General features: G+C 72.0%; 17 protein-coding genes and 1 tRNA gene. 10 read left to right on the top strand and 8 right to left on the bottom strand.

The genetic code is table 11. The annotated features are described in order from the left end of the window. Nucleotides 1-23: 23 nt before the first annotated feature. The 3 genes from ilvA to ABT336_RS10695 are packed head-to-tail and all read right to left on the bottom strand — an operon-like array spanning nt 24 to nt 3,848. Complete coding sequence (gene ilvA / locus ABT336_RS10705) at nt 24-1,250, bottom strand: threonine ammonia-lyase (protein ID WP_350896300.1); 1,227 nt, start codon at nt 1,248-1,250, stop codon at nt 24-26. 38 nt (nt 1,251-1,288) lie between these two features. Beyond that, the gene (locus ABT336_RS10700; protein WP_350896299.1) at nt 1,289-2,689 is read right to left on the bottom strand and encodes an amidase; all 1,401 of its coding nucleotides are present in this window, start codon (nt 2,687-2,689) and stop codon (nt 1,289-1,291) included. Nucleotides 2,690-2,705: 16 nt separating this feature from the next. Then, the gene (locus ABT336_RS10695) at nt 2,706-3,848 is read right to left on the bottom strand and encodes a cystathionine gamma-synthase (protein WP_350896298.1); all 1,143 of its coding nucleotides are present in this window, start codon (nt 3,846-3,848) and stop codon (nt 2,706-2,708) included. Between the two features lie 78 nt (nt 3,849-3,926). Between ABT336_RS10695 and ABT336_RS10690 the strand changes: the two genes are divergently transcribed. From ABT336_RS10690 to ABT336_RS10660, 7 genes are all read left to right on the top strand, one after another. Continuing rightward, a complete protein-coding gene (locus tag ABT336_RS10690; protein ID WP_350896297.1) occupies nt 3,927-4,370 on the top strand; it encodes an HIT family protein in 444 nt (147 codons plus the stop codon). Nucleotides 4,371-4,518: 148 nt separating this feature from the next. Continuing rightward, nucleotides 4,519-5,181 (top strand): peptide-methionine (S)-S-oxide reductase MsrA, encoded by a 663-nt coding sequence (gene msrA, locus ABT336_RS10685; protein ID WP_350896296.1) that lies wholly within the window; start codon nt 4,519-4,521, stop codon nt 5,179-5,181. Nucleotides 5,182-5,483: 302 nt separating this feature from the next. Further along, entirely contained in the window at nt 5,484-7,268 is a 1,785-nt protein-coding gene (locus ABT336_RS10680; protein ID WP_350896295.1) for an N-acetylglutaminylglutamine amidotransferase, read from the top strand. A 2-nt stretch (nt 7,269-7,270) separates the two neighbouring features. Beyond that, complete coding sequence (gene ngg / locus ABT336_RS10675; protein ID WP_350896294.1) at nt 7,271-9,172, top strand: N-acetylglutaminylglutamine synthetase; 1,902 nt, start codon at nt 7,271-7,273, stop codon at nt 9,170-9,172. After that, the gene (locus tag ABT336_RS10670; protein WP_350896293.1) at nt 9,169-10,353 is read left to right on the top strand and encodes an osmoprotectant NAGGN system M42 family peptidase; all 1,185 of its coding nucleotides are present in this window, start codon (nt 9,169-9,171) and stop codon (nt 10,351-10,353) included. The genes ngg and ABT336_RS10670 overlap by 4 nt, the downstream gene beginning before the upstream one ends. Nucleotides 10,354-10,733: 380 nt before the next feature. Further along, on the top strand, nt 10,734-11,648 hold the full coding sequence (locus tag ABT336_RS10665) for a ribonuclease Z (protein ID WP_350896292.1): 915 nt from the start codon (nt 10,734-10,736) through the stop codon (nt 11,646-11,648). A gap of 10 nt (nt 11,649-11,658) precedes the next feature. Then, complete coding sequence (locus ABT336_RS10660; protein WP_350896291.1) at nt 11,659-12,168, top strand: GNAT family N-acetyltransferase; 510 nt, start codon at nt 11,659-11,661, stop codon at nt 12,166-12,168. A gap of 88 nt (nt 12,169-12,256) precedes the next feature. On the opposite strand, the gene ABT336_RS10655 is transcribed toward ABT336_RS10660, so the two are convergent. Continuing rightward, nucleotides 12,257-13,627 (bottom strand): cystathionine beta-synthase, encoded by a 1,371-nt coding sequence (locus ABT336_RS10655; protein ID WP_350896290.1) that lies wholly within the window; start codon nt 13,625-13,627, stop codon nt 12,257-12,259. A 75-nt stretch (nt 13,628-13,702) separates the two neighbouring features. Then, nucleotides 13,703-14,059 carry a YkvA family protein gene (locus ABT336_RS10650; RefSeq protein WP_350896289.1) on the bottom strand — a complete coding sequence of 119 codons (357 nt, stop codon included), beginning with the start codon at nt 14,057-14,059 and terminating at the stop codon, nt 13,703-13,705. Nucleotides 14,060-14,238: 179 nt separating this feature from the next. On the opposite strand from ABT336_RS10650, the gene ABT336_RS10645 reads away from it, so the two are divergent. From ABT336_RS10645 to ABT336_RS10635, 3 genes are all read left to right on the top strand, one after another. Next, the gene (locus ABT336_RS10645) at nt 14,239-15,384 is read left to right on the top strand and encodes an SGNH/GDSL hydrolase family protein (RefSeq protein WP_350896288.1); all 1,146 of its coding nucleotides are present in this window, start codon (nt 14,239-14,241) and stop codon (nt 15,382-15,384) included. Beyond that, nucleotides 15,381-16,184 (top strand): SGNH/GDSL hydrolase family protein, encoded by an 804-nt coding sequence (locus ABT336_RS10640; protein WP_350896287.1) that lies wholly within the window; start codon nt 15,381-15,383, stop codon nt 16,182-16,184. Before ABT336_RS10645 ends, ABT336_RS10640 begins: the two co-directional genes overlap by 4 nt. 87 nt (nt 16,185-16,271) lie before the next feature. Then, entirely contained in the window at nt 16,272-17,534 is a 1,263-nt protein-coding gene (locus tag ABT336_RS10635; protein WP_350896286.1) for an acetyl-CoA C-acetyltransferase, read from the top strand. A 12-nt stretch (nt 17,535-17,546) separates the two neighbouring features. Here ABT336_RS10635 and ABT336_RS10630 read toward each other — a convergent pair whose 3' ends face one another. The 3 genes from ABT336_RS10630 to ABT336_RS10620 all read right to left on the bottom strand — a co-directional run bounded on the left by ABT336_RS10630 (nt 17,547) and on the right by ABT336_RS10620 (nt 19,081). After that, the gene (locus ABT336_RS10630) at nt 17,547-17,867 is read right to left on the bottom strand and encodes a hypothetical protein (RefSeq protein ID WP_350896285.1); all 321 of its coding nucleotides are present in this window, start codon (nt 17,865-17,867) and stop codon (nt 17,547-17,549) included. 202 nt (nt 17,868-18,069) lie between these two features. Next, nucleotides 18,070-18,891, bottom strand: coding sequence for a Bax inhibitor-1/YccA family protein (locus ABT336_RS10625; RefSeq protein WP_350896284.1), 822 nt, complete (start codon nt 18,889-18,891; stop codon nt 18,070-18,072). 109 nt (nt 18,892-19,000) lie between these two features. Next, nucleotides 19,001-19,081: transfer RNA gene (locus tag ABT336_RS10620), tRNA-Leu, on the bottom strand. Nucleotides 19,082-19,213: the final 132 nt, after the last annotated feature.

Below are 19,213 nucleotides of genomic sequence, written 5' to 3'. Positions count from 1 at the left end.
GTGACCTCCGGCACCCTCGGAGGTCACCGGGCTCCCTGGCCGAGCAGACCCACCTCGTAACCGCTGGCCCGCAGCGCGCTGATCAGCGCGTCGGAGTGTTCCATCCCCCGGGTCTCCACAGACAGCGCCACCTCCACCTCGCCGAGGTGCAGGTGAGGGTTGGCCCGCTGGTGCACCACGTCCACCACGTTGGCCCGGTGCTCGGCGATCTGGGCCAGCAACGAGGCGAGCTGGCCGGGCCGGTCCGAGCAGCGGACCGTCACCCGCAGGTAGCGCCCGGCGGCGGCGAGCCCGTGCTCGATCACCCGCAGCAGCAGCAGCGGGTCGATGTTGCCGCCGGAGAGCACCGCCACCGTCGGGGTCTCCACCTCCACCACCCCGGCCAGCAGGGCCGCCACCCCGGCCGCACCTGCCGGTTCGACCACCTGCTTGCCCCGCTCCAGCAGCATCAGCAGGGCCCGGGAGATGTCCTCCTCGGTGACGGTGACGATCTCGTCGACGAGTTCCCGTACGTGGGTGAAGGTGATCTCACCCGGGCAGCCGACAGCGATCCCGTCGGCGATCGTGGAGAAGGCCGACAGGGCCCGCGGCTCCCCCGCCGCGAGCGAGGGTGGGAACGCCGCCGCGGCTGCCGCCTGGACCCCCACCACCCGGATGTCGGGGCGCAGCGCCTTGGCCGCCACGGCGATCCCCGAGACCAGCCCACCCCCGCCCACGCCGGTGACGATGGTCCGCACGTCCGGGCACTGTTCGAGGATCTCCAACGCCACAGTGCCCTGCCCGGCGATCACGTCCCGGTGGTCGAAGGGGTGGATCAGCAGCGCACCGGTCCGCTCGGCGAAGTCCCTGGCAGCGACCAGGGACTCGTCGACGGTGTTGCCCACCAGTTCGATCTGGGCGCCGTACCTCTTGGTGGCGGCGACCTTGGGCAGCGGCGCGTTCACCGGCATGAAGACAGTGGCGTGGGTGCCGAGCAGCCCGGCGGCGAGCGCCACCCCCTGGGCGTGGTTGCCGGCGCTGGCCGCCACCACCCCCCGGTCCCGCTCCCGCCTCGACAGTCGGGAGATCCGCACGTACGCCCCGCGCACCTTGTACGACCCGGCTCGCTGGACGTTCTCGCACTTGAGCCAGACCGGCCCGCCGAGCGCCGCGCTCAACGGACGGGAGGGCTCCAGCGGGGTTTCCCGGACGACACCGGTGAGTAGCTCCCGTGCCGCCCGTACGTCGTCGAGGCTGACCAGTTCCGTCATGTCCCCGATGGTCCACCAGGCCCTGTCGGGCCGGTCGGTCAGGGGGTGGCGGCGGGCACCCGGGGGTAGCCGGGGGCGTGCCGGGGCCAGGGGGCGGCCAGTTCGAACTGACCGGCGACCCCGAGCAGCAACAACTCCGACCCGGGCGGCCCGACCAGCTGCACCGCCACCGGCAGACCGTCCGGACGACGCCCCACGGGCACCACCAGGGCGGGCAGACCGGCCATGTTCCACGGCGCGGCGTACGGGGCGTACCTGACGTTCGTCAGCAGGTTGGACCGCCAGGACCGGCGCGACCACCCGTCGGCCTGCGGCGGGGTGCCGGCCAGGGCAGGGGTGAGGAGCAGGTCGACACCGTGGTCGGCGAAGAACCCGATCGAGCGGTCCCGCCAGGCGGCCCGGTCGGCCTCCCGGACGTACCCCCGACGTCGGGCCCAGTCCCCGAGCGCGATGTGCCGACGGCTGCGCCGTTGGAGGCTGCCCCGTGCCACACCGCTCGCCTGGACCTCGACCGCAGCCGCCGCGAACCAGGTCGCCAGCCCCTGGAGGCCCAACGCGGTCGGGTAGACCGGATCGGCCCGTAGGGTGTCGTGTCCGGCGGCGGCCAGGAGCCGACCGGCGGTGGTGACGGCGTCCCGGTTGGGCGCGTCCGGCTGCACCCCGACCACCGGGGAGCGCAGCGACACCCCCACCCGCAGCCGCTGCGGCGGCACCAGCGTCTCCGGTCGCCGCCCGGCGAGGATGGCGAACCCGACGGCCGCGTCGGCGACGGTGGTGGCGAGCATCCCGTGCTCGGCGAGACCGAACCAGTCGTCGGCACCGAGTTGACAGGGGACCACACCCCGGCCGGGCTTGAGGCCGACCAGCCCGCAGCAGGCCGCCGGGATCCGGATCGACCCCAACCCGTCGTTGCCGTGTGCGATCGGCACCAGCCCGGCCGAGACCGCCGCGGCGGCCCCACCGGAGGAGCCACCCGGGGTCCGGGTGAGGTCCCACGGGTTGCGGGTCGACCCGGTCTCGTCGTCGGTGCTGCCCCACAGGCCCAGCTCCGGCATCCGGGTCACCCCGAGGATCACCGCGCCCGCGCCACGCAGCCGCCGGACCACCTCGTGGTCGGCCTCGGCGACGGAGGTACGCACCGCCGCCGAACCGTTCCAGGTGGGCAGCCCGGCGACGGGGGTGTTCTCCTTGACCGCGACCGGCACCCCGGCCAACGGAAGGTTCGCCAGATCGTCCTGCTCGTCGACCTTCTCCGCCTCGGTGACCGCCTCCCCGCCCCGTACCGCGCGGAACGCGGCCAGCTCGGAGTCCACAGTGGCGACGTGGTCCAGGTGGTCGGCGACGACCTGGGTCGCGGAGACGTCTCCACGTCGTACGCCCCGGGCGATCTGTTTGGCGGTCGCCCCGACCCAGGTCGGCATGATGTCCTGCACGGCCATCCTCCCCAGCCAGCGGTCAGCCCAGCGCCTGCTCCAGATCGGCGAGCAGGTCGTCGACCGTCTCGATGCCGACAGACAGTCGCACGAGATCGGCGGGAACTTCAAGCGGCGAGCCGGCCGCGCTTGCGTGTGTCATCCGACCCGGGTGCTCGATCAGGGATTCCACCCCGCCCAGCGACTCGGCGAGAACGAAGAGTCTCGCTCTGTTGCACACCTCGACGGCGTGCTCCTCACCACCGGTCGCCCGGAAGGAGATCATGCCACCGAAGCGGCGCATCTGCTTGCCCGCGATCTCGTGGCCGGGGTGCGACGGCAGCCCGGGGTAGAGCACCTGAGCCACCTTCGGGTGCCCGTCCAGGTAGGAGGCGATCCGCTCGGCGTTGTCGCAGTGCCGGTCCATCCGTACCCCGAGGGTCTTGATCCCCCGCAGGGTGAGCCAGGCGTCGAACGGACCGTTGATCGCCCCCATCGCGTTCTGGTGGTAGCGCAGCTCGTCACCGAGGTCGGGGTCGGCGGCGACGAGCGCCCCACCGACCACGTCGGAGTGTCCACCGATGTACTTCGTGGTCGAGTGGACCACGACGTCGGCGCCGAGCAGGAGCGGCTGTTGCAGGTAGGGCGAGGCGAAGGTGTTGTCCACGGCCAGCAGCGCCCCGGCGTCGTGCGCGACGCCCGCCAGGGTGGCGAGGTCGGCGATGCCGAGCAGCGGGTTGGTCGGCGTCTCCACCCAGACGACCTTCGTGCTCCCGGGTCGGATCGCGGCCCGCACCGCGTCCGGGTCCGAGACCTTCGCCGGGGTGTACTCCAGCCCCCACCGCTGCGCCACCCGGGCGAAGAGCCGGTACGTCCCGCCGTACGCGTCGTCCGGGATCACCACGTGGTCACCCGGGGCGCAGACCGTCCGCAGCAGGGCGTCCTCGGCGGCCAGACCACTGGCGAACGCCAGACCCACCCGGCCCGCCTCCAGCGCGGCCAGGCACTCCTGGAGGGCGTCGCGGGTCGGGTTGCCCGAGCGGCTGTACTCGTAGCCCAACCGGGGGGCGCCGACGGCGTCCTGGGCGTACGTGCTGGTCTGGTAGATCGGTGGGATCACCGCGCCGGTCCGCGCCTCCGGGTCCTGACCGGCGTGGATGGCGAGCGTTTCAAAGCCGTGACTCATTCCCGTGAGGCTAGTCCGATCGTCCGACACCCCGGAGGCGTACCCGACAACGTGGCCGACACCGTGCAGAATTCGACGATGGCCGGGACCGGATCGGTGCTTGACGGGTGTGTGTTCTGCAAGGTGGTGGCCGGGCGGGCACCGGCGTCCCGGGTGGCCGACGAGCCGGACGGGGTGGCGTTCCTGGACACCCGACCGGTCTTCAGGGGGCACGTCCTGGTGGTGCCCCGCCGTCACCTGGTGACGCTCGGCGACCTGCCGGCCCCGACGCTGCCCGGCTACTTCGCTCTGGTCCGGCGGATCTCGCTGGCGGTGGAGTCCGGTCTGGGGGCCGGCGGCACCTTCGTGGCGATGAACAACAGGGTGTCCCAGTCGGTGCCGCACCTGCACACCCACGTCGTCCCCCGGACCCGTGGCGACGGTCTGCGCGGGTTCTTCTGGCCCCGGACCCGCTACGCCGACGACACCGAGGCCCAGGGGTACGCCGCCCGGATCGCCGCAGCCCTGACCGCCGGGGCCTGAGCCGCAGCCCTGGCCGGGGCCTCAGACCGCAGCCCTGGCCGGGGCCTCAGACCGCAGCCCTGGCCGGGGCCTGAGCCGCAGCGGGGCGGGTAAGGAAGCCGGGTCCGCCGGTGTTGCACGCGGGGAGAGGTACGAAAGGAGTTCCATCGTGTTCCTTCGCCGCATGAAGGCCGATCTACCCACCCCTGACCAGGCTCTGCCCGGTCGCCCGCTGGCGATGCCGGTCGCCGACCGCCACGAGGTGCTGGGCACCCCGCTGAAGCCGCCGTTTCCGCCGGGCACCCAGGTCGCCGTCTTCGGAATGGGCTGCTTCTGGGGCGCGGAGCGACTGTTCTGGACGCTGCCCGGGGTCGTCACCACCTCCGTCGGCTACGCCGGTGGGATCACCCCGAACCCGACGTACGAGGAGGTGTGCTCCGGCGGGACCGGGCATGCCGAGGTGGTCCAGGTGGCGTACGACCCGTCGACGATCAGCTACGAGGATCTGCTCAAGGTCTTCTGGGAGAACCACGACCCGACCCAGGGCATGCGCCAGGGCAACGACGTGGGCACCCAGTACCGCTCGACGATCTACGTGACCACAGACGACCAGTTGGCCACCGCGCAGGCGTCCCGGGACGCGTTCGCACCGGTCGTGGCGCGGGCGGGCAGGGGTGAGATCACCACCGAGATCGACCGGTTGGGTGACTACTACTTCGCCGAGACGTACCACCAGCAGTACCTGGCCCCGTCGAAGAACCCGGACGGCTACTGCAACCACGGCCCGAACGGGCTCAGCTGCCCGGTGGGTGTGGCCCGGACCAACTACTGAGCACGGCCCGGCCCCGGCGGCATCCGGGAAGCCGGGATCGGGCGGGTGACCCTGATTGTCACCCGCCCGATCCGGGTCCTGGAGTCGCGGTCACGGGCTCGGCGGGAGCCCTTATCGAACAGAACGAATCGGTGCCCTTTGTCACATCCAAATCGGCACGGAACCTGACATTTCTTCGGTGGCCGACAGCCGCCGCCCGCTTGACCTCTTAACTAGAAAAATTCTGAATCGTATCAGACGGATTGGCCTGTGCCAGCCCCCCGAACGGGCAATCTTCGCGCACCCCTGGCAGCATTTCCTCCATGTGCGGACTGTCAGGGGAGTTCCGACGTGACGGTTCCCGTGCCGACGTGTCGGCCGTGGAACGCATGGCGGCGACGATGAGCGACCGGGGCCCGGACGACGGCGGGGTGTGGTCCCAGGGGCGGGTGGCGCTCGGCCACCGCCGGCTGAAGATCATCGACCTCTCCGCCGCCAGCGGCCAGCCCGTCGTGGATCCGGGTGCCGGACTCACCGGCGTCTTCAACGGCTGCATCTACAACTACCGGGAGCTGCGGGCGGAGCTCCAGAGCAGGGGCCACCGGTTCTTCTCCTCCGGCGACAGCGAGGTGGTGCTCAAGGCGTACGCCGAGTGGGGCACCGACTTCGTCGACCACCTGGTCGGCATGTTCGCCGTCGCGATCACCGAGCGGGCCACCGGCCGGCTCGTGCTGGCCCGGGACCGGCTCGGCATCAAGCCGCTCTACCTGACCGAGACCCCGACCACCGTGCGGTTCGCCAGCACCCTGCCCGCCCTGCTCGCCGGCGGCGGCGTGGACACCACCATCGACCGGGTCGCGCTCGCCCACTACCTCAGCTTCCACAGCATCGTGCCGCCGCCCCGGACCATCCTGCGCGGGGTCGCCAAGCTTCCCCCGGCCACCGTCCGGGTCTACGAGCCCGACGGCCGGGTCGACGAGCGGATCTACTGGTCCCCCTCCTTCCTCCGGGTCCCCGAGCGGGCCGACTGGACCGAGCGGGACTGGCAGGACGCCCTGTCCGACTCGTTGACCACCGCCGTCCGGCGCCGGATGGTCGCCGACGTGCCAGTCGGTGTGCTGCTCTCCGGTGGGCTGGACTCCAGCCTGGTGGTGGCGTTGCTGGCCGGGGAGGGACAGCGGGACCTGTCCACCTTCTCCATCGGGTTCGACGCGGTGGGCGGCCGGGAGGGCGACGAGTTCCGGTACTCCGACGTGGTGGCGAAGACCTTCGGCACCGACCACCACCAGATCCGGGTCGCCGCCCAGGACCTTGTCGGACCCCTGGAGGCCGCCGTCGGTGCGATGGCCGAACCGATGGTCAGCCACGACTGCGTGGCCTTCTACCTGCTCAGCCAGGAGGTTGCCAAGCACGTCAAGGTGGTGCAGTCCGGCCAGGGGGCGGACGAGATCCTCGGCGGCTACCACTGGTATCCGCCGCTGGCCCGGGTCGACCGCGACGCCGCCCTCGACACGTACGCCTCGGCGTTCTTCGACCGGGACGCGGCAGGGCTGGCCCGGGTCCTCGACCCGGCCTGGCTGGCCGACGGCGACCCGGCCCGGGAGTTCGTGGCCGGGCACCTGTCCCGCCCCGGGGCCGAGACGGCCGTCGACGCCGGCCTGCGCCTGGACACCCAGATCATGCTCACCGACGACCCGGTCAAGCGGGTCGACAACATGACCATGGCCCACGGCCTGGAAGCCCGGGTCCCCTTCCTCGACCACGAGTTCGTGGAGCTCGCGGCGACCTGCCCACCGGAGCTGAAGCTCGCCCAGGGCGGCAAGGGCGTCCTGAAGGAGATCGGTCGACGGGTCCTCCCGCACGAGGTCATCGACCGGCCGAAGGGTTACTTCCCGGTCCCCGGCCTCACCCACCTGGAGGACAAGCTCCTCGACCGGGTCCACGACGCGCTCACCGCACCGGAGGCCCGGCGACGGAACCTGTTCCGTTCCGACTACGTGAAGAACCTGCTCGACGCCCCGAACGCCGAACTCACCCCGTTGAACGGAAACAAGCTGTGGCAGCTCGGACTCTTGGAAATGTGGCTTCAGAGCCACGGAATCGACTGACCGTGACTGACACCCTGGCCACCGGCGTGGCGCGAACCGACCGGGCACGCGGCCGACGCAGGTACGAACGGGTCGGCCCCGGCGGGGACCCGGTGGCCCCGCTCAACGGCGTGGCCCACCGCGAACACCCGGCCGACGACCCGAGCGTGGTACTCGACTGCGGGTGGGGGCGGCTGGTCTTCGGGCAGACCTTCACCGACCAGGCAGCCGTCGCCGACGTCCTGCGGTCCGAGGCTGCCGGGGCCCGGGACATCTGCATCTACCTGCGCGATCCCCACGTCCTGGTGTCCCGCCTGCCGGACGAGCTGTTCATCGACCCCTCGTTGACCTTCCGGCTGCCCCTCGGCCCGGGCCGGGTGAGCGGGGCAGACGCCCCGGACGGCGCGGACGGCATCGGCGACCCGGGCCGTCCGGCCGTCGAGGACACCGCCCAGGCGGCCGAGCACGGGGACGTCCCCGGGCTGCGGATCCGGCGGCTGCGCGACGTGGCAGACGCGGACGCGGTGAACCGGATCTACGCCCGCAACGGCATGGTCACCGCCCCGGTCGAGGTCCTGGTGGACAACGCCGGCACCGACCGGTTCCTGCACCTCGTCGCCGAGACACCCAACGGGGAGATCGTCGGCACCATCACCGGCGTCGACCACGTGGCGGTCTTCGGCGACCCCGACAACGGGGCGAGCCTGTGGTGCCTGACCGTGGACTTCAACCAGGCACCGCCGGGGACCGGTCAGGCTCTCCTCCTGGAGCTGGCCGCCCGGTTGACCGACCGGGGGCGGTCCTTCGTGGACCTCTCCGTCCTTGCCGACAACGACGGGGCGATCCGGCTCTACGAGCGGCTCGGCTTCTTCCGGACCGCCACCCTCTGCGTGAAGCGGAAGAACCCGATCAACGAACGGCTCTTCCTCCCGGCCACCCCGCAGGGGTACGACGAGCTCAACCCGTACGCGAAGATCGTCGCCGACGAGGCGATGCGGCGGGGCATCCGGGTCGAGGTCACCGACCCGATCTGGGGTGAGCTGCGGTTGAGCACCGGAGGCCGGACCGTACACACCAGGGAGTCGCTGTCCGAGTTGACCTCGGCGGTGGCGATGAGCCGCTGTGACGACAAGCGGGTCACCCGACGGATCCTCACCTCGGCCGGGCTCGACGTGCCCCGGGGTCGGACCGCCACCCGGGACGACGGGGACGCGGCCTTCCTCAGGGAGGCGGGCCCGGTCGTGGTCAAGCCGGCCCGGGGTGAGCAGGGCAACGGCATCACCGTCGGGGTACGCACCCCGCAGGCGCTGGCCGACGCCCTCGACCTGGCCGCCCGGTTCTGCCCGGAGGTGCTGATCGAGGAGATGTGCACCGGGGAGGATCTCCGGGTCATCATGATCAACCACGAGGTGGTGGCCGCCGCCATCCGCCGACCCGCCGCGATCACCGGGGACGGGGTCCACTCCATCGAGGAGCTGATCGAGCGGCAGAGCCGTCGGCGGGCCGCCGCCACCGGCGGTGAGTCACGGATCCCGGTCGACGACATGACCCGGGAGGTGGTGACCGAGGCCGGGTACGCGATGGAGGACGTCCTGCCCCAGGGTGAACTGCTCACCGTCCGCCGGACCGCCAACCTGCACACCGGTGGGACGATCCATGACGTGACCGAGGAACTGCATCCGGCGGTCGCCGAGGCGTGCGTGGCGGCCAGCCGGGCGCTGGACATCCCGGTGACCGGGCTGGACCTGCTGGTGCCCGCCCACGACCGGCCGGAGTACGTGTTCATCGAGGCCAACGAGCGCCCGGGGCTGGCCAACCACGAACCGCAGCCGACCGCCGAACGCTTCGTCGACCTGCTGTTTCCCGGCACGAGGGCACCGCAGCGGCTGTGGTCTCCGGCCGGTGCGGCACCATCGGGAGAATGACGGTACGCGACATCGCCCCTCTCAAGATCGATCTTGACTACCTGCAGCAGGTGCTGTGGGAACTGTTGGAGATCCCCAGCCCGTCGGGACGGACCGACCACATTCAGCAGTACGTGGGTGAACGACTCTCGGCGCTGGGGATCCCCTCCACGCTGACCCGCCGGGGCGCCCTCAACGCCCACCTCCCCGGCCCCCGCGACACCGGGGCCGACCGGGCGATCGTGGTGCACACCGACACCATCGGGGCGATGGTGAAGCGGCTGAAGGAGAACGGCCGGCTGGAGGTCAAGCCGATCGGCACGCACAGCGCCCGCTTCGCCGAGGGTGCCCACGTCCGGATCTTCACCGACGACCTGGACGAGGTGATCACCGGTCAGGTCCTGCCGTTGAAGGCGAGCGGGCACCGCTACAACGACGGTGTGGACGACCAGGGCGTCGGCTGGGAGCACGTCGAGGTCCGCATCGACCAGCGGGTCGAGAACATCGCCGGGCTCCGGACGCTCGGCATCGACGCCGGCGACTTCGTGGCGATCGTGTCCACCCCGACCTTCACCCCCACCGGGTTCATCAAGTCCCGTCACCTCGACGACAAGGCGGGAGTGGCGGCGGTGCTGACCGCCTTCAAGGCGCTCGTCGACGCCGGAGTGACGCCGCCGGTCACCGCCCACCTCCTGATCACCGTCACCGAGGAGATCGGGCACGGGGCCAGCCACGGCCTCGACCCGGACGTCGCCGAGATCGTCTCGGTGGACGCGGCGGTCGTCGCCCCCGGCCAGCAGTCCCGGGAGGAGACCGTGACCCTGGCCATGGGCGACGGGGTAGGGCCGTTCGACTACCACCTGACCCGGAAACTGGCCGAGATCGCCGCCGAACACGACGTCAACCTGGTCCGGGACGTCTTCGACTACTACCGCTCCGACGTGGCAGCGGCGGTGGAGGCCGGGGCGCACGCCCGGGTGGCGCTGCTCGGCTTCGGGGTCGACGCCACCCACGGTCACGAACGCACCCACCTGGAAGGGCTGCGTCACCTGACCCAACTCCTCTGCCTCTACCTCCAGAGCGACCTGGTCTTCCCGGAGTGGGACGCCGAGCCGGAGGGCGACCTGGCGGACTTCCCGTCCCTGTCGGTCCAGTCGGCCGACGAGGACGGCCCCAAGGCGGGGCCGATCGGGGTCGACTGACCCAGCCGGGCGGGCTCCACCCGGCCGACCCGCGACCCCATGGTCACTGTCCGTGACCTTCCCCACCTCGACCGGAATCTGCGAAAAATCAGTACCGGAGGGGGCCTGATCGTGGGTAGCGTGGCGGTACACGGGAAAGGAGGTGGTCCAGACTTGTATAGCAATCGGACTCGTGAGGTGGCTGTCCGCTAGCCGCTGTCCTCGACAGTGAACCCCGTCCGCCGCGAGGCGGGCACCAGCACCATCGTCGAGACCGTGTGGCAGCGGTGCGGCGAAACCACGACAGCCACCCGACCCCCGGGGTGCCGGCCCAAGTCCAGTCGGCCCGCGCGAGAGCGCGGAAGCCCCGGGGGTCGCTTCATTGTCTGCGGAGGCCCGCCGTGTCCATGCGTGAGCTGGTGGTGCTCGGAACGGCCAGCCAGACGCCGACCCGACGCCGCAACCACAACGGGTACGTCCTGCGCTGGGACGACGAGGTGATCCTCTTCGACCCGGGCGAGGGCAGCCAACGTCAACTCCTGCACACCACTGTCACCGCCACCGACCTGACCCGGATCTGCGTCACCCACTTCCACGGCGACCACTGCCTGGGGCTGCCCGGAACCATCCAACGGCTCAGCCTGGACCGGGTCCCGCACCCGGTGGCGGTGCACTTCCCCGCCACAGGTGCCGAGTACTTCGCCCGGTTGCGGCACGCCAGCGCCTTCCACGAGACCGCCGAACTGGCCGTCGAGCCGATCCACGCCGACGGGCAGCGGATCCCGCTGCGCTGCGGCACCCTGGAGGCCCGTCGGCTGCACCACCCGATCGAGACGTACGGCTACCGGCTCGTCGAACCCGACGGCGTACGGATGCTGCCGGGGCGGCTGGCCGCGTACGGGATCACCGGACCGGCGGTCGGTGAGCTGTCCCGCCTCGGCCACCTCGACGTCGACGGACGACGGGTCACCCGGGACGAGGTCAGCGAGCCCCGACCCGGGCAGCGGTTCGCCCTCGTCATGGACACCGGGCTCTGCGACGGGGTCTACGCCCTGGCCGAGGCGGCCGACCTGCTGGTCATCGAGGCGACGTTCCTGAACTCCGAGGCCGCCCTCGCCGCCGAGGTCGGGCATCTCACCGCCGCCCAGGCCGCCCGGGTCGCCACCGAGTCGGGGGTACGCCGCCTCGTGCTCACCCACTTCTCCCAGCGGTACGCCGACCCGACCCGCTTCGTCGACGAGGCCCGCGAACACTTCACCGGGGACCTCGTCGTCGCCGAGGATCTCGCCACGGTGCCGGTCCCGCCCCGGCGGTAGCCTCGACCAGGTGACCATCACCCTGCGCGACGCCACCGTCGAGGACCTCACCTCGGTCGGGGCGTTGCACCACAGGTCCCGGGTGGCCACCTACTCCGCCTTCCTGCCGCCCGAGGCGCTGGCCGCCCCGTCCGGCGAGGCGATGGGGTGGTACTGGGCCGAGCGGTGGGGGTGGGAACGGGACGACCACCTGATGACGGTCGCCGAGCGGGACGGTCGACTCGTCGGGTTCAGCTACGTCGGCCCGGACGACGAGGGCGACCCGGACGCCGGCCTGCTCCACGCCATCCACCTCGACCCCGCCGAACGGGGCCGGGGGACCGGCCGAGCCCTGATGATCGACGCGTTGGACGCCATGCGGGCGCAGGGGTGGCACCGGGCGGGGCTGTGGGTCCTGGAAGGCAACACCGGTGCCCGCCGGTTCTACGAGCAGGGTGGCTGGCAACCCACCGGCGAGAGCCGGCCCGAGGTCTTCGGCGGCACCCCCACCACCCACCTCCGCTACACCCGCCCGCTGTAAGGAAGGGCCCCTTCTTAACGCATACGGTCGAGAAGGGGCCCCTTCTCACCGGGCGGGAGCAGCGGCGCGGCTCGGTCCGGGGTACGGGTCAGCGGGCCCCGAGATGGGCCAGCAGGTCCTGTCGGGTGAGTACGCCCTTGGGCTTGCCGTCGACCAGGACCAGGGCCGCGTCGGACTTCTCCAGCAGGCCGACCGCCTCGCTCACCGGCTGCCCGCCACCGATCATCGGCAACGGGTCGGCCATGTGCCGCTCGATCGTGTCGTGCAGGTGGGCCTGCCCGGTGAAGAGGGCGTCGAGGAGGTCCCGCTCGGCGATCGAGCCGGCCACCTCACCGGTGACCACCGGGGGCTCCGCCTTGAGCACCGGGAGCTGGGAGACGCCGTACTCGCGCATGTAGTCGATGGCGTCCCGGACCGTCTCGGTCGGGTGGACGTGGACCAGCTCGGGGATACCGTCGGGCTTGTCGAGCAGGGCGTCGGCCACCGTGGGCTCGGCCTCCTCGGTGGTGAGGAAGCCGTACCGGGCCATCCAGGCGTCGTTGAAGATCTTGGAGAGGTAGCCCTTGCCGCTGTCCGGCAGGAGCACCACGATCACGTCGTCGGGGTCCGCCTCGCGGGCCACCTCCAGCGCGGCGACCACAGCCATCCCGCAGGAACCACCGACGAGCAGCCCCTCCTCGCGGGCCAGCCGCCGGGTCATCTCGAACGACGCCTTGTCAGACACCTCGACGATCCGGTCCGCGACGCTCCGGTCGTACGTCGTCGGCCAGAAGTCCTCTCCGACCCCTTCGACAAGGTAGGGGCGACCGGTGCCGCCGGAGTAGACCGAGCCCTCGGGGTCGGCGCCGACCACTGACACCCGCCCCTGCGAGGACTCCTTGAGGTAGCGGCCGATGCCGGAAATGGTCCCCCCGGTGCCCACCCCGGCCACGAAGTGGGTGATCCGTCCGCCGGTCTGCTCCCACAGTTCCGGGCCGGTCGTCTCGTAGTGCGAGCGCGGGTTGGCCGGGTTGCTGTACTGGTCGGGCTTCCAGGCGCCGGGGATCTCCCGGGCCAGCCGGTCGGAGACGTTGTAGTAGGAGCGGGGGTCCTCCGGGGCGACGGCGGTCGGGCAGACCACCACCTCGGCCCCGTACGCCCGCAGCACGTCCTGCTTGTCCTGGCTGACCTTGTCCGGGCAGACGAACACGCACCGGTAGCCCTTGAGCTGTGCCACCAGGGCCAGCCCGACACCGGTGTTGCCGCTGGTGGGCTCGACGATCGTGCCGCCCGGCCTGAGGATCCCGGCCTCCTCGGCGTCCTCGACCATCCGCAGCGCGATCCGGTCCTTCACCGAGCCACCCGGGTTGAGGTACTCGACCTTGGCCAGGACGGTGGCCCGGATCCCGGCCGTGACGTTGCGCAAGCGCACCAGCGGTGTGTTGCCGATCATCTCGACGACGTTGTCGTAGTACTGCACCTCGTTGTGTCCCTTGCGTCGGCACCGGCGACAGCGCCGGGCAGTCGGCTGCTCCGCAGCCCAGGGTACGGGGGATCAGCCGACGGCATGACCCGGGATGACGGAGCCGCCGGCGGCCTCCCACTCCAGGAAGCGCTCGGTCTCGGCGAGCACGGTCCCGGCCAACCAGGTGATCACCACAGCGTCGTCGACCAGCCCGAACACGGTGAGCATCAACTCGGGCACGAGGTCGACGGGCGAGGCCACGTACGCCACGGCGGCGGTCATCATGGCCAGCCGGAGGCCACCGTCGTAGTCGCCCTTGACGCTGGCCCTGATCATCCGGGGCACCGCCGCGATCCGAGTCCCCAGCGGCGGCCCGCCCCGGGTTCCCGCCGCCAACGCCCGGCCCAGTGCGGTGAACGCCGCGGTCCGCTTCAGAGTCCTGCCCATCTCGACACCTCTTCTCTACCCCCGACCATCGTGGGCCATCGAAGCACGCGCCCGCCACCCGGTCGTACCCGCCGACGTCTGGCACTGTCGGAAACCCGTACCCCGATCGTCGCCATCCCGGCACCCACCGGCCACGACGAGTGCGGCAGGGTGTCGTACGGACGAGATAATGTCGCGGTATGGGGGTCGCTGCTGGTTCTGTCGCACCGACGGGGGCCGCCCCACGCCGACAGCTGGCCCGGCGGATCGTCCGGGTCGCCGCGATCGGCACGGGCGCCACGGCGGCGACGTTCGCCGCCACCACCGGTGTGCTCTTCGGGCAGGCCCGCGCAGCACGCCGGTCGATTCCCGCCGCCGAGGCCCCGCCACCCCGCTGCGACGGTGTCTACGGGGCGAGGTTCCCCGGCCCGCCGCTAACTGTGGTGGTCCTCGGGGACTCGATCGCCGCCGGGTACGGCGTGCACCGCCGCCGGGAGACCCCTGGCGCGCTCCTGGCCACCGGGTTGTCCCGCCGGCTGCGCCGCCCGGTGCGGTTGCACCGGTTCGCGGTGGTCGGGTCGCTCTCCGCCGGGCTGAAGCCGCAGGTCGAATCGGCCCTGGAGCACTCGCCGGACGTCGCGGTCATCCTGATCGGCGGCAACGACGTCACCAACCGGAGCCCGTTCGCGGTGGCCGTACGCCACCTGGTCGACGCGGTCCGGACCCTGCGGGAGTCGGACTGCGCTGTGGTGGTCGGCACCTGCCCGGACCTGGGGGCGATCCGGCCGATCCAGCCCCCGCTGCGCTGGCTGGCCCGCCGGTGGAGTCGCCAGTTGGCCGCCGCCCAGACGGTGGCGGTGGTGGAGTCGGGTGGGTGGACGGTGTCGCTGGCCGACCTGCTGGGTCCCCGGTTCACCGCCGAACCCACCCGGATGTTCGCCTGGGACCGGTTCCACCCCTCCGCCGAGGGGTATGCGATGGCCGCCGCCGCGTTGCTGCCGACCGTGTTGGCAGCGCTTGGCGGTGGGCCGGAACGGCGTCCGCTCACCCTCGGTGAGGGGGTCCGGTCGCTGCCGCAGGCGGCCAGGGAGGCGGCCCGCAACGCCGGCACCGAGGTCAGCGGCACCGAGGTCAGCGGGCGGGAGCGGGGGCCCGCGGGACGATGGGCGCAGTTGCGTCGCCGTACCCTCTTCGGTGCGGGCCCCGATCCTCGGGCCGGCAGCCACGGGGACGAGGGGGTCACGACCGGCGGGGCCGATCCGGCCTCGACCGCCACCGGGGTCGGCCGACAGCCGGGCCCGGGGACGGCCACCGCCGAAACACCCACAGTGGAAGGACTGACATGAACAGTCACGTCATCCCTGGTCGGCTCGCCGCCCGGCTCGGTCGAGCGGCGGCGCTGTCAGTGGTCGCCGGAACGGTGGGGGGCGCGGCGGTGCTCGCCGGTGAGGCGCTCATCGCCCGCCACCGCCGGTACGCCCAGCCGGAGCTGGGGCTCGCCCTGCGCGCCACAGTCGGTCGTCCCGGCGCTCCGGTGCTGCGTCTGGTGCTGCTCGGGGACTCGTCGGCGTTGGGCGTCGGGGTCGCCCGGTTGGAGGAGACAGTCGGCGGTCAGCTGGCCCACCTGCTCGCCGAGGGGCCGACCGGTCGGCGGGTGCACCTGTCCAGCGTCGGGGTCTCCGGTTCGCGCTCGGTCGACCTCTCCACCCAGGTCGCCCGGGCGCTGCTCGGCGAGCGGCCGGACGTGGCCCTCGTCCTGATCGGGGCGAACGACGCGACGGGCTTCGGTCGACCCGCCGACATCGCCGCGCACCTGGGCCTGGCCGTGCACAGGTTGCGGGAGGCCCGGGTCGAGGTGGTCGTCGGGACCTGCCCGGACCTGGGTGCGGCTCGGGCGATCGCGCCGCCGCTGCGCCAGGTGGTCGGCTGGTCCGGTCGGCGGGTCGCGGACGCCCAGACGGTCGCCGTGCTCGACGCCGGGGGCACGGTGGTGGACCTGGCCGCCGAGACCGGCCCGGTCTTCCGGGCGGATCCGGGTACGTTCTGCCACGACGGCTTCCACCCCTCGGCCGACGGATACCGGCTCTGGGCCCACGCGCTGCTGCCCGCCGTGGTCGCCGCCGCCGCTGTCGCCACCCGGCAGTGACCGGCCCCGCCGGGGCGAGCCCGGGGTGACGGTTCCCGCGACGGCAGTGACTTCCGCCAGATATTACCGGCGAGTTAACGTTGGCTCATGCCGACCGAGTCGTCCCGCGACGCCGTCATCGTCGCCACCGCCCGCTCCCCCATCGGGCGGGCGCACAAGGGATCCCTGCGTGACGTCCGCCCCGACGACCTCGCCGCCACCATCGTCCAGGCCGCCCTGGACAAGGTGCCCCAGCTCGACCCGACCGAGATCGACGACCTCTACCTGGGGTGCGGCCTCCCCGGCGGGGAGCAGGGCTTCAACCTGGGCCGGGTGGTGGCCACCCTCCTCGGGCTGGACACCCTGCCCGCCGCGACCCTGACCCGGTACTGTGCGTCGTCGTTGCAGACCACCCGAATGGCGATGCACGCCATCCGGGCCGGCGAGGGTGACGTCTTCGTCTCCGCCGGGGTCGAGTGCGTCTCCCGGTACGCCCGGGGCAACTCCGACGGGCTGCCGCCCGAGGCGCAGGCGTTGGTCGGGGGCGGCTGGGAGAACCCCCGCTTCGCGGCGGCCGGTGACCGGTCCGTCCGGCGAGCAGGGGGCGGCGCGGAGGTCTGGACCGATCCCCGCGAGGCCGGCGACCTTCCCGACATCTACCTGACCATGGGGCAGACCGCCGAGAACCTCGCCCAGCTGTACGACGTGACCCGCGCCGACATGGACGCCTTCGGCGTCCGCAGTCAGAATCTCGCCGAGAAGGCGATCGCCGACGGCTTCTGGGCCCGGGAGATCACCCCGGTGACCACCCCGGACGGCACGCTGGTCGGCGTCGACGACGGCCCCCGGGCCGGGGTGACCCTGGAGGGGGTGGCCGGGCTCAAGCCGGTCTTCCGCCCGGACGGTCGGATCACCGCCGGAAACTGCTGCCCGCTCAACGACGGGGCGGCAGCCGTGGTCGTGATGAGCGCCCAGCGGGCCCGGGACCTCGGGCTGACCCCGCTGGCCCGGATCGTCTCCACCGGGGTCACCGCCCTCTCCCCCGAGATCATGGGGCTGGGTCCGGTCGAGGCGTCCCGGCAGGCGCTCGCCCGGGCAGGCATGACTGTCGACGACGTGGACCTGGTGGAGATCAACGAGGCGTTCGCCGCGCAGGTGATCCCCTCGTACCGGCAGCTCGGCATCCCGCAGGAGAAGGTGAACGTGATGGGCGGCGCGATCGCCGTCGGTCACCCGTTCGGTATGACCGGTGCCCGGATCACCGGGACCCTGCTCAACGCCCTCGACTGGCACGACCGGACCGTCGGCCTGGAGACGATGTGCGTCGGCGGCGGGCAGGGCATGGCGATGGTCCTGGAACGCCTCAACTGACAGGTCGACGGGTCAGAGGGCCCGGCGGGTGGCGTTCAGCGTCTCGGTGGCGCGGGCCAGGACGTGGGCGGGTGGGTCGGCGGCGACCAGGTCGGCGACCACCACCCGGAGCTGGTCGGGGAGGCTGAGGTCGTTCTCCGCCCGGGGTACGGCCCGCCGTGGCCCGCCCTCCGCGTCGGCGGCCAGGTTGGCGATCTCCTGCACCAGCCGGTGCACCAGGTCGACCCGGGAGACGTTGCCGCCGGCAGCGGTGGCCGCCCACCGGGGTTGCTGCCAGTGCCCCACCTGATTGATCAGGAGATCCCTCGCCCGGGTCAGGTCCGCTGCACTCATCGACGTCGAGTCTACGGCCGGCCCCGTCCCGGGGCCGAAACGACCGACGCCGGATCGCGGTGCCGGAGACGACCGACGCCGGATCGCGGTGCCGGAGACGACCGACGCCCCGCCCTCGCTCCGAGGCCGCGGTGCCCGGTCCGGAACGACCGACGCCCGCCGCCGCAGGGTCGCGGGGCGGGCGTCGGTCGACGGCGACGTGTCAGTCGTCGCCCTGGAAGTAGCTGAGCAGACGCAGGATCTCGATGTAGAGCCAGATCAGGCTGACCAGGATGCCGAAGGCGGCGGTCCAGGAGTAGCGCTGAGGCAGCCCCATCCGGACGCCCTCTTCCACCTCGTTGAAGCTGAGCACGAAGCTCAGGGCGGCGACGACGATGCAGACCAGGCTGAACCCGATGGCCAGCGGGCTACCGTCGCGCAGGCCGGTGTTGACGCCGAACAGGGCCAGCACCAGGTTGATCAGCATGACGGCGAAGAGGCCCGCCATCACCGCGATCATGCCCTTGACGAACTTCGGGGTGGCTCGGATGACGCGCGCCTTGTAGAGCATCGTCATCAGGAAGAACACACCGAAGGTGGCGGTCACGGCCTGCAGGACGATGCCGCTGTAGAGCGCCTCGAACGTCTTGCTGATCATGCCGACGAAGACGCCCTGGACGACTGCGTACGCGACCACCAGGGCCGGGTTCGCCATCCGGGAGAACGAAATGATCATGCCGAGGACGAGGCCGACGACGGCGGCACCGATCCACGCGATGCCGAGCAGGGCATCGGGCATGAGCACCCAGGCCGCAGCGGCCGAGGCACCCACGATGGCCAGCAGCATGACCGTCTTGACCACCACGTCGTCCAGCGACATCGGTGTGACGGTCGGCGGTGCGGCCGGATAGCCGACGGGGGCACCCGGGTACTGCTGCTGTGGATAACCGGGCTGTCCGTACGGCCCGGTCGGAGCGTACCCGGCGGCCCGCTCCTGCTCGGCCGCCTTACCGAGGCGGGCGAGCACCGGGTTCGAAGTCTTCACTTTCAGGCCTCCCTCAGGGGGTCGTCGCACGTGAACGTGCACCCCAAGAGTAAACGGCCGAGGCTGCCGGGTGGGGATCGGTAAGCTGAAGGGAAGCTGAGAGTGTCGGTGCCCGGGGCGGGGGTCGAACCCGCACGCCTTGCGGCAGCCGCTTTTAAGGCGGCCGTGTCTGCCGTTCCACCACCCGGGCAGGGCGGCGCACCACCCGAGGGAGCCGCTCCCCCGCCGGTGTCGGAACCGCTCGCCCCGCCGGGGTCAGAGCCGCCCGCCCCGCCGAGGAGCGCAACGCCGACACACCAGATTACGGTCATGCCGGCACGCG

The sequence above is a fragment of the Micromonospora sp. NPDC000207 genome (genome assembly GCF_040300925.1).
In the GTDB taxonomy this organism is placed as follows: Bacteria; Actinomycetota; Actinomycetes; order Mycobacteriales; family Micromonosporaceae; genus Micromonospora.
Note: the sequence above shows the minus strand (reverse complement) of the source record. Positions and strands in the feature narration are given on the sequence as shown.